The sequence below is a fragment of the Corynebacterium sp. MSK012 genome, from assembly GCF_030232435.1.
GTDB lineage: Bacteria > Actinomycetota > Actinomycetes > Mycobacteriales > Mycobacteriaceae > Corynebacterium > Corynebacterium jeikeium_D.
In genome coordinates this window covers 115,790-128,795 of sequence record NZ_JASPJU010000009.1, presented here as the reverse complement: position 1 = coordinate 128,795, position 13,006 = coordinate 115,790, and the positions used below count along the sequence as shown (strand labels likewise).

General features: G+C 60.4%; 13 protein-coding genes. 3 read left to right on the top strand and 10 right to left on the bottom strand.

The features are described 5' to 3' along the window. The first annotated feature begins 24 nt into the window (after positions 1–24). Positions 25–1,851 carry a hypothetical protein gene (locus QP977_RS07765; protein ID WP_284847228.1) on the top strand — a complete coding sequence of 609 codons (1,827 nt, stop codon included), beginning with the start codon at positions 25–27 and terminating at the stop codon, positions 1,849–1,851. A gap of 50 nt (positions 1,852–1,901) precedes the next feature. Further along, complete coding sequence (locus QP977_RS07760; RefSeq protein WP_048734664.1) at positions 1,902–2,477, top strand: hypothetical protein; 576 nt, start codon at positions 1,902–1,904, stop codon at positions 2,475–2,477. A gap of 34 nt (positions 2,478–2,511) precedes the next feature. Here QP977_RS07760 and nadC read toward each other — a convergent pair whose 3' ends face one another. From nadC to bioB, 6 genes are all read right to left on the bottom strand, one after another. Next, positions 2,512–3,393 (bottom strand): carboxylating nicotinate-nucleotide diphosphorylase, encoded by an 882-nt coding sequence (nadC, locus tag QP977_RS07755; RefSeq protein WP_048734667.1) that lies wholly within the window; start codon positions 3,391–3,393, stop codon positions 2,512–2,514. A gap of 6 nt (positions 3,394–3,399) precedes the next feature. Further along, a complete protein-coding gene (gene nadB / locus QP977_RS07750; RefSeq protein WP_083326672.1) occupies positions 3,400–4,959 on the bottom strand; it encodes an L-aspartate oxidase in 1,560 nt (519 codons plus the stop codon). 10 nt (positions 4,960–4,969) lie between these two features. Then, on the bottom strand, positions 4,970–6,046 hold the full coding sequence (gene nadA, locus QP977_RS07745) for a quinolinate synthase NadA (RefSeq protein ID WP_016422958.1): 1,077 nt from the start codon (positions 6,044–6,046) through the stop codon (positions 4,970–4,972). Positions 6,047–6,337: 291 nt separating this feature from the next. Next, on the bottom strand, positions 6,338–6,916 hold the full coding sequence (locus QP977_RS07740) for a hypothetical protein (protein WP_048734676.1): 579 nt from the start codon (positions 6,914–6,916) through the stop codon (positions 6,338–6,340). Positions 6,917–6,991: 75 nt separating this feature from the next. Next, positions 6,992–7,294, bottom strand: a complete 303-nt coding sequence (gene bsaP, locus QP977_RS07735; RefSeq protein WP_048734678.1) for a biotin synthase auxiliary protein BsaP — start codon at positions 7,292–7,294, stop codon at positions 6,992–6,994. Next, a complete protein-coding gene (gene bioB / locus QP977_RS07730) occupies positions 7,281–8,288 on the bottom strand; it encodes a biotin synthase BioB (protein ID WP_016422961.1) in 1,008 nt (335 codons plus the stop codon). Before bioB ends, bsaP begins: the two co-directional genes overlap by 14 nt. Positions 8,289–8,449: 161 nt before the next feature. On the opposite strand from bioB, the gene QP977_RS07725 reads away from it, so the two are divergent. Then, positions 8,450–9,148 carry a TetR family transcriptional regulator gene (locus QP977_RS07725; protein WP_246818322.1) on the top strand — a complete coding sequence of 233 codons (699 nt, stop codon included), beginning with the start codon at positions 8,450–8,452 and terminating at the stop codon, positions 9,146–9,148. A gap of 40 nt (positions 9,149–9,188) precedes the next feature. Here QP977_RS07725 and QP977_RS07720 read toward each other — a convergent pair whose 3' ends face one another. The 4 genes from QP977_RS07720 to QP977_RS07705 all read right to left on the bottom strand — a co-directional run bounded on the left by QP977_RS07720 (position 9,189) and on the right by QP977_RS07705 (position 12,991). Further along, positions 9,189–10,553 carry a Na+/H+ antiporter family protein gene (locus QP977_RS07720; RefSeq protein ID WP_016422963.1) on the bottom strand — a complete coding sequence of 455 codons (1,365 nt, stop codon included), beginning with the start codon at positions 10,551–10,553 and terminating at the stop codon, positions 9,189–9,191. Between the two features lie 88 nt (positions 10,554–10,641). Next, positions 10,642–11,001, bottom strand: a complete 360-nt coding sequence (locus QP977_RS07715) for a biotin/lipoyl-containing protein (RefSeq protein ID WP_016422964.1) — start codon at positions 10,999–11,001, stop codon at positions 10,642–10,644. Between the two features lie 71 nt (positions 11,002–11,072). Beyond that, positions 11,073–11,378 carry a hypothetical protein gene (locus QP977_RS07710; protein ID WP_016422965.1) on the bottom strand — a complete coding sequence of 102 codons (306 nt, stop codon included), beginning with the start codon at positions 11,376–11,378 and terminating at the stop codon, positions 11,073–11,075. Next, positions 11,378–12,991: an acyl-CoA carboxylase subunit beta gene (locus tag QP977_RS07705; RefSeq protein WP_049193986.1), complete on the bottom strand. Its 1,614-nt coding sequence runs from the start codon at positions 12,989–12,991 to the stop codon at positions 11,378–11,380. Before QP977_RS07705 ends, QP977_RS07710 begins: the two co-directional genes overlap by 1 nt. Positions 12,992–13,006: the final 15 nt, after the last annotated feature.

The window sequence follows — 13,006 nt, the reverse complement described above, 5'->3', positions numbered from 1 at the left end:
CAGGTCTGAAAAACAAGGCAGTTTTTGCATCTTCCCGATGCCACGGGCGAAGATAGTCCAATGGTCTGGTGGGAAGAAGAAAACTCTGAGTCTGGAATTCAAGTTGGCGATTGGGATGCCGGCATCGCTGCCGACTACGCGTCAGGGAATTCAGAAAACGCATCAGCAACGGAGAACTCGTCCGAACCCCTGGACTTTCCTCCCCTGCCCAATCCGCTAAAGGCATTGCCGGACTCCCTCCCGGAGCTGCTGGTTATTTCCCGCAAGGCCGGTGCCACGCTCGACCACGTCACCAGTTGGCGCGCTGTCACCAAGTTCGCCCACACGCACTGGTTGGCCGACGCGCCTACCAACTCCCCCGATGTCATTGGCGAATTCCACGCACTTAGGCATGCAGTTGCCGACCAACTGGAATTGGTAGAAGAAGCCGCTGCTGCACGCGCCGAGTGGCTGCGCTGGGCAACTGAGGCCAACATCCGCCCCGCGATCTTGCACGCACGCTCCTACGGAGCATTCGCCGAGGCTGAGGCCTTCATCGACGCCAACCCAGGTGATGCCATCACCGGCCGGCGCCCCGAGGACTCCGAAATCCCTGAGCTGATCAGCCTTGCTAAGGACATCGTCGCCACCACTCCACAGCCCGGCGAGGCCTATTACTACCTGGTCAGCGCGGCTGTTGCCGGCGCCGCAGCATCGCTGGCGCGCCGGGCGGAAATCGCCGGTCAGCTCTCTGAATGGTCCGCACGCTGGGCACCAAAGCGAAGCAGTTTCGACGACCGGAAGCTGTTGGAGGCGCAGCTCGCGCACAGCCGTGGTGAGCTGCGCAGGGCCGCCCGCATCGCTGCCAGCGTCGCAGCGGCTCCTCAGTCGGAACCCGTCACCACGACGATTGAAGCGCGCCAATTTCTGGCTTTTCTCTCTCTGGAAGCTGGTGAGGAAGCGGAGGCAATCCGCCAGCTACGCCCAATCGTGCAGGCTGGTCTCGATGCAGGACTCACGGTCGCGGTGCTTCGCAGCGTGCGTCTGCTCTGTGCGCTTCTCAACGCCCACGGCGATTTCGCGGAATCCGCCGAATTTGCTCGCCGCGCGCTCGCCAGCGCCGAGGGCATGCCGGTCAACCCCATCACCATGGATATCCAGCTCGTTTTGGCCCGCAGTCTCCTCGATGCCGACGAGGTTGACGAGGCGCTGCGCTTTGCCGAACCAGTTGCGCACTGGTCAGCATTTACCGCCGATGAAGAACGCACCGACGCGGCGTTTTCTATTGCCTCCACAGCCGCGGGGCTCGGCAATAATCCCCGCCAGGCGGCAAAGCTGCTCATCGAACACGGCGAGCACCTTGAACGCAACGGCGATACCAAGGGCGCGGCCAAGGCCTACCGCCAGGCTGCGCGTTCCATCATTCATGTCATTGACCTGGTCATTTCCGAAGAGGGCTCCGAATTCACCGCCGAGATCGTCTCTGAGGACGCTTCCGCCGCCATTGACCACACGCTCAACGAGGCTGAGGACCTTCTGCTGCGTTCTCAGAAGCTCATCTCCGACGACTGGTCACTCGCCGACTGGCACGACGATGCCGCCTACGTCTTCTACTCCGCTGGCCGCGACACGTTGGCTATCAACCATGTGGAAGCCGCCGCGAAGGGCTACCTGCAGTCCGGCGATGGCGAGGAAGCCGCCCGCGCGCTGCTGGCGGGGGTTCGCTACCGTCTCGACGCGGGTGATTCCGACGGAGCCGCCGCCTATGCTCGGCGCGTCGAAGAGCTTCTGCCCCGCGACGTGTGGGAAGGCCATCCTGTTCTCGATGCCCTTGACGTCATCATCATTCAGTCGCTTGACGACGAATACTAGCGCCCCGCCCACTTCGGTACTGGCGGTGACACAAAGTAGAGTGTTAGGTCATGACTACTTCTGGTGATTCCGCGACTTCTAGCCCGCAGCAGCTTTTCGACGCCGCCACGGCATTGGCTGAGGAAAACAACCTCTGGGAAGCAGCCCTAACTCTGATGCAGGGGTTCGAGGAACTCGGCGACAAGGCTGATGCCCCGCAGACCGACAGTCTGGGGCGCCCCATCCGTGGCTCTGCACCAAAGCTGATGGACAAGGCCGCGGATTGGTTGGATCTGCTGGATAACCTGGAAAAAGACGGCTTCGAGCCGACCGCGGACACCCCACCGCGCCACTTGCGCTGGGCGATGTGGCACACCTTGAACGGCCAGGCAGAGATTCGTCGAGGACATCAGGGGCGCGCCATTGATCACCTGGAGTTAGCGGCGGGACTTTTCCAGTCCGACAAGCTCAATATCCAGGCCGTGCCTCTGCTTGCACAAATTGCACAGTGCCACCTGCATTTGGGCGATGTCGGTGCTGCGGAGAAGGCGCTTTACCGCGCACAGGAAACCTGTGATGAGCAATCACGGGAGCGCTGGGGGTCGGCACTAAGCGAGATTGGGGCAGAGATTGCCCGTCGCCTGTAGGCGAAGCTACGAGGCGAAACCGGGGCTGATTCAGCTACTGCTCGTCGAAGTCGAGTCCGACATCGAACACCTTGGCCGAGTGGGTCAGCGCGCCCACAGCCAGGTAATCGACACCACAGGACGCGTACTCACGAGCCACATCGATGGTCAGTCCACCAGAGGACTCCAGCTGGGTGGCCGGAGAAATCTGCGAGCGGCGCTGCACCGCGATCTGGGTCTCCCAGACCTCGAAGTTGTCCAGCATGACGATGTCCGGCTTCATCGGCAGGATTTCATCGAGCTGTGCGAGGGTATCGACTTCCACCTCGCACGGCAGCTCCGGATACTGAGCCCGCACCCTCTTCAACGCACCGGACACGGAACCGACGGCCACCACGTGGTTGTCCTTAATCAGTGCCTCATCGCCCAATGCATAGCGGTGGTTAATTCCACCACCGCAGGTCACCGCATACTTTTCCAGGTTGCGCAGACCCGGCAGTGTCTTTCGGGAATCGCGCACCCGCGCACCGGTGCCAACGATTGCGTCAGCCCACTGGCGCGTCGCAGTAGCTACACCACTGGCGTGCGTGAGGATATTCAGCATTGTCCGCTCAGCAGTCAGCAACCCCCGAGTCGGCGCAGAAATCGTTGCCAGCACTGTGCCAGGACGCACCAGGGTGCCATCTTCAACGTGCTTTTCGACGGTGAACTCACCCGAGATGACCTCCTGCAGCGTCCACTCCACCGCATCGATAGCCGCGATAACGCCCTCTTGCCGGGCCACCAGCCGGGCGCGTGCCTGCGCAGCTGCCGAGACTGTCGACAGCGAGGTCACATCCGGCCCGAAGCTCATATCTTCCTGCAGTGCCGTCCGAATGAGTCCGCGGGTGATGTTTTCGTTCAGCACCCCGCGCAGCGTGTCCTTCTCAAGAGTCATGGTTAGCTAATCCCCGTCCTTTTCAAACCAAGTGTGGCACCCCAAAGTATATGGTCGTGCCAATGCCGCTTCGACGACTTTCCTTGCGGCTACGACCTGAACCGATTGCGGGAGCCGATCGATAACCGCCAACGCCTGCCGCAAACTCTGCTCATTGCGCGTTACACCAGCGCCTTCCTGCATCGCCGTCTGCAACCGGAAAAGCTGCCGTGGTTCCAGTTCTGGCCGTGGCTGCGGCAGGCTTTCAACGGCCGCTGCGAATTCCTCGTCCCCGACCAGCACAGCGTGTGTTTCAGCGACTTTTTCGGCCACCCGCTTGCCGACGACCAGTCCCTCCAGCAACGAATTGGAGGCCAACCTGTTGGCACCGTGGAGCCCTGTTGCGGAGCATTCGCCGGCCGCATAGAGGCCCGGCACACTAGTTGCACCGAATGGGTCGACGGCAATACCACCACAGGTGTAGTGGACCGCCGGGGCCACGGGAATGAGGTCCTTGGTCGGATCAATCTCCGCCGCGGTCAGACCCGCTGTGATCGTCGGAAAGCGGGCGGCGAAGTTGTCGATGTGACGTGCGTCGAGGAAGACGTGGTCCTCGCCGAGCTCGCGCATGCGAGTCGCGATGGCGCGCGAGACGATATCGCGCGGAGCCAGGTCCCCGCGAGGGTCAACGCCGGCGGTCACACTGTTGCCCCGGGAGTCGACGAGAATGGCTCCTTCACCACGGACCGCCTCGCTGATGAGATGGCGTCGGCCGGTGCCATCTGATGCCGAGCGCTCGTCATAGAGCACCGTCGGGTGGAACTGGATAAACTCCATGTCCCGAATCTCCGCGCCAGCATCGGAGGCCATGCCGATAGCCTCGCCGCGGGCGCCCGAGGGGGCCGTGGTCGCACGGTAAATATGGCCCACGCCACCGGTAGCCAGCAGAGTGGCGCCTGCGCGAATAGCGCCACCGCCACGGGGATCCGCTACCAGCGCCCCCAGCACGCGGCCGTCTTTGCCAACGATGAGCTGGCGCGCTGTGGCGTTTTGCAGTACTCGCACGCCGGTAACTGAGGCTTCTAGGGCGCGCTCGATTTCAGCACCAGTGGCGTCACCGCCGGCATGAATGATGCGCCGCGCGTGGTGTCCGCCCTCTTTAGTGCGGGAATAAACGGCCGGGTTATCCGGTGCCGGGTCGAATGTAGCGCCTAGCCCGATTAGCCACTCGGTCGCCGCAGCGCCGGCGCGGATGATGGAAGCCACAGCCTCTTCATCGCCGTGTCCGGCACCGGCATCGAGAGTATCCGCGATATGGGAATCAGTGGTGTCGTCGAACCCGTTGGCCACATGGCCGCTGGGGTCGTCGTCAAGCCCGACGACCGCGAGCCCGCCCTGGGCGAGATTCGTGGCAGCATCGGCGAAACGCAGCTGTTTGCGGGCACCGACGCGCCACTCGACGCTGTCGATAACCAGCACGTCGAGGCCGAGCTCAAGAGCCCGACGCGCAGCACTGAGCCCTGCGACTCCCCCGCCGATGACGAGGAAGTCACACGTCAGTGTCCAACTGTCGAATGATGGGCGCAGACCAAACGTGTTACTCGCCTCCGCCTGGGTTACCGATAGCGATCATGCGCTCGACCGAAGCGCGCGCCTTGTCGGCGACATCCGGCTCGACATCGACTTCATCAGTGCCCTCAACGAGGCAGCGCAGCAGAGCCGCCGGAGTGATGAGCTTCATGTACGAGCAGGAAGCGCGGTCGTTGACCGGCTCAAAGTCAACATCCGGTGCGGCCTTGCGCAGCTGGTGGAGCATGCCCACCTCAGTGGCCACGAGCACCTTGCCGTTGGGCTTGTTCTCCTTCAGCTTCTGCGCCTCGGTCAGCATCTCGCCGGTGGAGAGCATCTGCACGCGCTCGGGCTCGATGGTGCCTTCACCTGCGAGGTAAATCGCAGAGTTCGCGCAACCGCACTCCGGGTGAATGAACAGCTGCGAATCGGCGTTCTCCTCCGCGCGGTGCGCGAGTTCCTCACCATTGATGTTGGCGTGGACGTGGCACTCACCAGCCCATACCTTGATGTTGTCGCGGCCGGTCTCACGGCGGACGTGTGCGCCGAGGAACTGATCCGGGTTGAACAGGATCTCCTGGTCTTCCGGGATGGACTTGACCACGTCGACGGCGTTGGAGGAAGTACAGCAGATGTCGGTCAGAGCCTTTACGTCTGCCGTGGTGTTGACGTAGCTGACCACCAGTGCGCCGGGATTCTCAGCCTTCCACTCGGCCAGTTCATCTGCGGTGATGGAGTCCGCCAGGGAGCAGCCGGCGCGCTCGTCCGGAATAAGGACGGTCTTCTCTGGGCTCAGAATTTTGGCGGTTTCCGCCATGAAGTGGACACCACAGAAGACGATGACGTCGGCATCGGTTTCCGCAGCGATGCGGGAAAGTCCGAGGGAGTCGCCTGTGTAATCGGCAATATCCTGAATCTCCGGCAGCTGGTAGTTGTGCGCAAGAATTACGGCATTGCGTTCGCGGGCGAGGCGCTTAATCTCCTGGGCCCAGCGCTCATCTGCAATTACGCCACCGTAGCGGCCATCTTTATCGACTACCGATTCGTACAGATCCGATTCAAGGCGCGGCAGGCTGGAAGCATTGGCCGCAAGGCTGGTATTCACGGAAAACTACGTCCTTACTTCAATGGGCTGTGGCTACGACCGGAGAAAACGCCGTCACCGTTACCGGCAACGGTCCCCGGAGGCATTCGCAGCGGACTCAAACGGGCAAGTGCAAGAGACCTAAGCTCGCCACACAATATCGAAAAAGCCCCTAATCGGGGCGAATACTGACATCGAGGACGAACCTATTTCCCAAAATTGTAAGGCTTGTATAAGCCTATTTCCCAATAACTACCCCTGTTCAGTAGGAATTAGTGCTTTACGACGGCTCCCGCGCAGAACCTCACCGTCTCACTTAGTGACCGAATCTGCGTCCGCAGCATTGTCTGCAGCGCTCTCGTTGCCTTCCGTGAAGTCCGTTTGGAACAGCACCCGGGACCACAGTGCGAGCATGGCAACCAGTGGCGCGACCAGCAGTGCTACATAGGTTTTGAAGTCTGGAATCACCGAGAACTTATCGCCCGGCTGCATTCCCGCCAGATCCGGCTGGAGCAATGCCGCAACCGACTGACCGACGAGGTACGTCACTGCTGCGCTCATCAACGCGGAGAAACCTGCCCATCCAATTGCCGTGAGCATCTGCACAGGAGTCGTGATGGCACGGTTTCGGAAGGTAGTAATTCCCAGCACCAGGCCGCTGATGGCAGTGACAGCAACAAACCAGAGCAGCCCGATAAAACCAGCGTCAACGGTTTCCTGAATAATCGCCAGTTGGTTATCTGGGAGCATTTGCACCTGCTGCTTGGGGCGCAGGAATGCCCAGGCCACTCCGGCTATCGTTCCCGTTACAACGGAGAAGAGAACAATACCCGAGGCCATTGCCACGCTCTGCTTTTCAACGTGCGGGACTCGGGTATTTTTCATGGTCATAGTTGACTAACTTACCTCACGGCGCACATCCAGTACTAGCGTGCCCGAATGGCGCACTAGCACAACCAGCGCCTTTTATCGCTGCTCCAACATAACGGAGTCCACTTCGCCGTGGCGCGAGCACTTTGCAGTCCAGCCGTCCGGACGCACCTGCACCACCATCCGGCGCCCACAGAGCTGGCAGAATCGAGGCGCCTCCAGTCCAGCTTTTGCACCATAGGAGCGTTCGCGCACTTCACCAGCTTCGAGGTCGGCGCCGGTAAAAGGATCGAACTTGGGATCGTCTCCCAGCACCATGGCCTGGAGCAGCTCCGTGGAGTCGACTTTCTTACCCCGCGTCGCACGCGGGCTAGATGTCCGAGGCTTAGACAGTTGCATTGAGGGCCTTAATTGGAAGTCGTACCTTGCCAAGCATGTCCAGATCCTGCTCCGCCGGACGGCCCAGCGTGGTCAGGTAATTACCGACAATGACAGCGTTGATACCGCCGAGCAGCCCCTTTTCTGCGCCCAGGTCGCCCAGGGTGAGCTCACGACCACCAGCAAAACGCAGGATGGTCTTCGGCAGAGCCAAGCGGAAGGCACCGATGGCACGCAGTGCGTCCTTGGCTGGCATCGGCTCGCGACCGGCGAACGGAGTGCCCGGACGCGGGTCGAGGAAGTTCATCGGCACCTCGGTCGGGTTGAGCTCCGCCAGGTCCTGAGCGAACTCGGCACGCTGCTCAAGGGTCTCTCCCATACCCAGGATGCCGCCACAGCAGACCTCCATACCGGCTTCGCCGACCATACGCAGGGTGTCATGACGTTCTTCCCAAGTGTGGGTGGTCACGACCTGCGGGAAGTAGCTCTTGGCGGTCTCGAGGTTGTGGTTGTAGCGGTGAATACCAGCCTTGGCCAGGCGATCCACCTGCTCCTGCGTCAGAATGCCCATAGAGGCGGCCACATTAATGTCCACCTCTGCCTGAATGGCGGCGACAGCCTGTTCCATCTGGCTGAGCAGTCGCTCGTCCGGCCCCTTTACTGCAGCAACGATGCAGAACTCAGTCGCACCCGACTTTGCGGTCTGCTTAGCGGCGTCCACCAGCGCCGGGATATCCAGCCATGCCGAACGCACCGGGGACTCGAACAGACCCGACTGCGAACAGAAGTGGCAGTCCTCTGGGCAGCCGCCAGTCTTCAGCGAGATAATGCCTTCAACCTCGACCTCTTCGCCGCACCACTTCAAGCGCACCTCATGCGCCAGTGCCAGCAGATCCTCGATGCTGTCGTCATCGAGGTTCAGAACTGCCAGGGTCTCCTCATAGTTCAGCCCCTCACCGCGGCCGAGCACCTTTTCTCGGGCGAGTTCCAAAATGTCCTGCTGCTGTTGAGTCATGGGGGTGACGCTCCTTGAGGCTGGGGATAAAACTTGAACACCGTTTCAGAAGTTGTTCAGTTATCAAACTTAATACCGCAGCTACAGAATGTCGAACAGGGTTCAATTCCCGTCGTGTCGCGGATTTACGCTCCGCATCTCAGCCTTAAGGCATCTTCCAGATGATTCTTCTTTCGTCTACGGTAGGCAGTGTGCAATTGACCAAGGACATCATTGTCGACGCAGCTCTTACCATTCTCAACGAGTACGGACTCGGCGATCTCACGATCCGCCGCCTGACTCGCCACTTGGGTACCGCCGCTGGCGCAATGTACTGGCACTACCCTTCCAAGCAGGCACTGCTGGGTGCCGTCGCTGACCGCATCTTGGCTCCCTGCACAGAGTTTTCCGCCACCGGCGATTGGCGTGCCGACATCGAAGCCGTCGCCGAGCTGCTCTACTCCTGCCTCACCGCTCATCGGGATGGCGCCGAGGTCGTCTCGGCCGCACTCGCTACGGGCACCGCCACGATTCGCCCCGAACAACTGCTTGCCGACGCCCTGGAGAATGCACCCGAAACCTCCATTAACACCCCCTCAGCGGCTGATACCGCGTCTGTCCTCGTGTACTTCATTCTCGGTGCGACAGTCGACCAGCAGACAGCCATCGCGCTTGACCTGAACGGCGCCAAGGGCGTTTCCAACAAGGGCGACACCAGTGGCGAGAACGCCGATGATAAGGATCTTGAGGTCGAGACTTCCTCTGAAGATGCTGCTGCACAGGCAAAAGAGCTCGGCCGCCAGCGCATTGCACTGGGAACCGAGCTCTTTATCGCCGGAATTGCGGGGGTTGCGGGGACTAAGGGAATCGCAGGTCATTAAGCCCCGCTGGAGCAATCACACTCACGGTCAAGCCGCGGCGCTAGAGCACCAGAGCTGCTACCCAACCAGCTGCCAGCAGCGGCAGGTTGAAGTGCAGGAAGGTCGGAATAACCGAATCGCGAATGTGGTCGTGCTGCCCGTCGGCATTGAGACCCATCGTCGGGCCGAGCGTCGAGTCCGATGCCGGCGAACCAGCATCGCCCAGAGCACCTGCAGTACCAATGATGGCGACGGTAGCCATCGGCGAGAAGCCCAGCGATACACACAACGGCACATAGATGATGGCGATAATCGGCAGCGTCGAGAAGGACGAACCAATACCCATCGTGACCACCAGACCAACGACCAGCATGGCGAATGCAGCGGCAGGCTTGTTGCCCGCAAACAGCTCTGCAGTAGCGGTCACCAGCGGCTCGATCTGGCCGGACTCCGACATCACCGAGGCGAAGCCCTGTGCGGAAATCATGATGAAACCAATCAGGGCCATCATCTTCATACCGGCGGTGAACACGTCGTCCGCCTCACGCCAGCGCACGGCACCGGTGAGCATGAAGATTGCCAGACCAGTGAGTGCACCAATCAGCAACGGATCGGCATCGGTCTCCATAGAATTCATCACAATCTGGACGACGAAAGTCACCACGATTGCAACGAGAGCAACGATAACTCGGTACTTCGACACCGGTTCGTCAGACTGGGTTTCTGCGTGTGAGGACTGGGCAATCGGCCGATCTTCGTAATGCCGTGGCTTCCGGTAGGAGAAAAATACGGCAATGGCCAGACCGGCCAGCATGCCGAGAGCCGGGATGCCCATCGTCATCATGATGTTGATATTGGAAACATCAAGGCCAGCATTCTCGATGTTCCCCAGCAGGATGTCGTTCAGGAAGATAGAACCGAATCCGACCGGAACCCACATGTAGGTGGTGACCAAACCGAAGGTCATCACACTGGTAATCATTCGACGGTCGATGTTGAGGCGGTTAAATACCGGCAACAGCGGCGGAATAATCAGCGGGATAAACGCAATGTGAACTGGGATGAGGTTCTGCGACATGATCGCCATGGCCAAAATGCCGGCGACCATGCCCCACTTGGTCCATGCCTCTGCCTTAGATTTAGCGCCTTCATCCTCCGTGCCGATCTTGGCAATCAGCCAATCGGCCAGCAGTTTGGGCAGCCCGGAGGATGCCACTGCCATGGCAAAGGCACCCAGCATGGCATAGCTCAGGGCAATCTTCGCACCACCAGAGAGGCCTTCCTGGAAGGCAACCATTGTGGCATCGAGCCCCATACCGGCGGAAAGACCACCGACTAAGGCGCCAATAAACAGCGCTAGCACAACGTGTACCCGGCAGACCGCCAGGATTAGCATCACCAAAACGGCGAGAAGAACGGCATTCATAAGGAAAATATTAAGGCAACCTTAAGTATTTCCAGCAACCGGGGCTAGAAAGATTTCACCCCAAAATCTTTCCCCCCGGCTAATGCGGCTAATCAATCGAGACGAGTCCCTGGCCGCCCTGCACTGCGTCGCCGACTTCAACATGAATAGAGCCGACGGTGCCTGCAGCCGGGGCCGTAATCTCGGTTTCCATCTTCATTGCCTCGAGAATGAGCAGCACCTCCCCAGCCTCAATCTTCTGGCCTTCCTCGACCAAAATCTTGCTGACCGAACCTGCCAGTGGCGCCACCACCGAATTGGCGGAGACACCCGAGACACTAGCGGTGGCCGGCTCAACGGAAGCGCTCGACGATCCACCCAACACGATGGGCGAAAGACGCTTGGGCTCCTCAACTACTTCAACGTCGACATCGTAGGCAATGCCGCCGACAGTCACTTTCAATTTCATGGCTCAACAATCCTCACGTAGCAAAAGTCAATGAGTCAGACTCAATTAAGTCGGTTATCGAAAATTTCCAACTAACGCAGGTTGCGCTGCTGCTGGATCTGGCGTCCCTGCGCAGCCCACGTCTTATGGCGGTTGTATCGAATTGCCTTCACCTTGCCGCGATTGCCCAGGTACGCAGACACCGCTGCCGAAATGGCGATGACAGTATCCTCGGGGATATCTGCGTCCACGCGTTTGCGCAGTTCAGCCAACTCGCTCTCTGCCTGATTCAGTCGTGCCGTGGCCTTCTGCAAGCTTGTCGAGGTCGCATCCAACCGGTCGGTCAGTTCAGCGACGAGCGCTCGCAGCTCCTTAATCTCACCGATGCCGTCAGACATTACTGTGGCCCCAATCCGTGCTTCTTGGCCGGGCGAACCTCGCGCTTGTTACGCAGAACCGACAGTGCGTCAGCCACACGCAGGCGGGTTTCCGCCGGGTCAATCACGTCGTCGACCAGTCCGCGCGAGGCGGCGACATACGGCGTCGAGAAGCGTGTCTTGTATTCGGCGATACGCTCGTCGCGCACGCGCGCCTGCTCTTCCTCGTCGCCCGCGGCGGCAATTTCCTTTCGGAAGACCACGTTGACCGCACCCTCTGCGCCCATCACCGCAATTTCCGCGGTCGGCCATGCGAATACATAGTCCGCGCCGAGGTCCTTCGAGCACATCGCCAGGTACGCACCGCCGTAGGCCTTACGCATGACGACGGTCACCTTGGGCACAGACGCTGCGGAGTATGCGTAGAGCATCTTTGCGCCGTGGCGGATGATGCCGCCATGCTCCTGGGTGACGCCCGGCATGAAGCCAGGAACGTCAACCAGGGTGACCAGCGGGATGTTAAAGGCATTGCAGAAGCGGATGAACTTTGCGCCCTTGTCCGAGGAATTGATGTCCAGCACACCGGACATCACGTTCGGTTGGTTGGCGACAAAGCCCACGGTACGACCCAAAACTCGACCAAAACCAACGACTAGGTTGGTGGCAAAACCCGCCTGGCACTCGAGGAAATCGCCATTGTCGGCGATACGGATGATGACCTCGCGGACGTCGTAGCCCTTCTTGCCATCGACGGGGACGATGTCGCGGAGCTCTGGATCCGGCTCGGCGTCGAATACCGGATCCACGATTGGTGGCTCTTCCGTGTTGTTCTGTGGCAGGAAGCTTAAGAGCTTCTGCGCAATCAGGATGGCCTGCTCGTCATCGTCGGCAACGAAGTCAATATTGCCGGCCTTGGCCATGTGCGCATCAGCGCCACCGAGCTGCTCGGAGGTGACTTCCTCGCCGGTCACCGACTTAATAACGCCCGGGCCGGTGATGAACATCTGTGCCTTGCGAGTCTGAATAATGAAGTCGGTCAGCGCTGGCGAGTAGGCAGCGCCTCCAGCACATGGGCCTGCAATGATGGAAATCTGCGGCACCAGACCGGAAAGCCAGACATTGTTGTAGAAGACCTGGCCGTAGCCCGACAGAGAGTCAATCCCCTCTTGAATGCGAGCACCACCGGAGTCGTTGATAAACACGAACGGAGTGCCGTTGTCGGCAGCAGCGCGCATGGTGGCCGCAACCTTGCGGGACTGCGTTTCACCAGCGGAGCCACCCATGACCGTGAAGTCCTGGGAGGCCACGTGCACTGCCCGGCCGAGAACCGCGGCAGTGCCGGTGACCACACCGTCGGCAGGCGCGTCGGCAGTATCCATGCCGAAGTCGGTGGTGCGGTGAGTCATGAACATGCCGGTTTCACGGAAAGTGCCCTCGTCGACGAAGTTGTCGATACGCTCGCGGGCAGTCATCTTCCCACGTTCGTGCTGCTTGGCCTGGCGGGCTTCACCGCCACCGGCCTCAACACGGCGACGCTGAGCATCCAAATAATCCAGGCGCTCCGCCATCGAGGCGTCGACGCCCGGCGCGACGGCATCCGCCGAATTCGGCTGGTTTGCTGAACTTTGCGACATTGCTATCTCTTCTCC

What these genes read in the sequence shown, in the direction of transcription:
- QP977_RS07720 (WP_016422963.1), bottom strand. Translation starts at nt 10,553, where the DNA reads ATGAATGCCGTTCTTCTCGCCGTTTTGGTGATGCTAATCCTGGCGGTC.
- bioB (WP_016422961.1), bottom strand. Translation starts at nt 8,288, where the DNA reads ATGACTCAACAGCAGCAGGACATTTTGGAACTCGCCCGAGAAAAGGTG.
- QP977_RS07710 (WP_016422965.1), bottom strand. Translation starts at nt 11,378, where the DNA reads ATGTCTGACGGCATCGGTGAGATTAAGGAGCTGCGAGCGCTCGTCGCT.
- QP977_RS07715 (WP_016422964.1), bottom strand. Translation starts at nt 11,001, where the DNA reads ATGAAATTGAAAGTGACTGTCGGCGGCATTGCCTACGATGTCGACGTT.
- QP977_RS07705 (WP_049193986.1), bottom strand. Translation starts at nt 12,991, where the DNA reads ATGTCGCAAAGTTCAGCAAACCAGCCGAATTCGGCGGATGCCGTCGCG.
- bsaP (WP_048734678.1), bottom strand. Translation starts at nt 7,294, where the DNA reads ATGCAACTGTCTAAGCCTCGGACATCTAGCCCGCGTGCGACGCGGGGT.
- QP977_RS07740 (WP_048734676.1), bottom strand. Translation starts at nt 6,916, where the DNA reads ATGACCATGAAAAATACCCGAGTCCCGCACGTTGAAAAGCAGAGCGTG.
- nadC (WP_048734667.1), bottom strand. Translation starts at nt 3,393, where the DNA reads ATGACTCTTGAGAAGGACACGCTGCGCGGGGTGCTGAACGAAAACATC.
- QP977_RS07725 (WP_246818322.1), top strand. Translation starts at nt 8,450, where the DNA reads ATGATTCTTCTTTCGTCTACGGTAGGCAGTGTGCAATTGACCAAGGAC.
- QP977_RS07760 (WP_048734664.1), top strand. Translation starts at nt 1,902, where the DNA reads ATGACTACTTCTGGTGATTCCGCGACTTCTAGCCCGCAGCAGCTTTTC.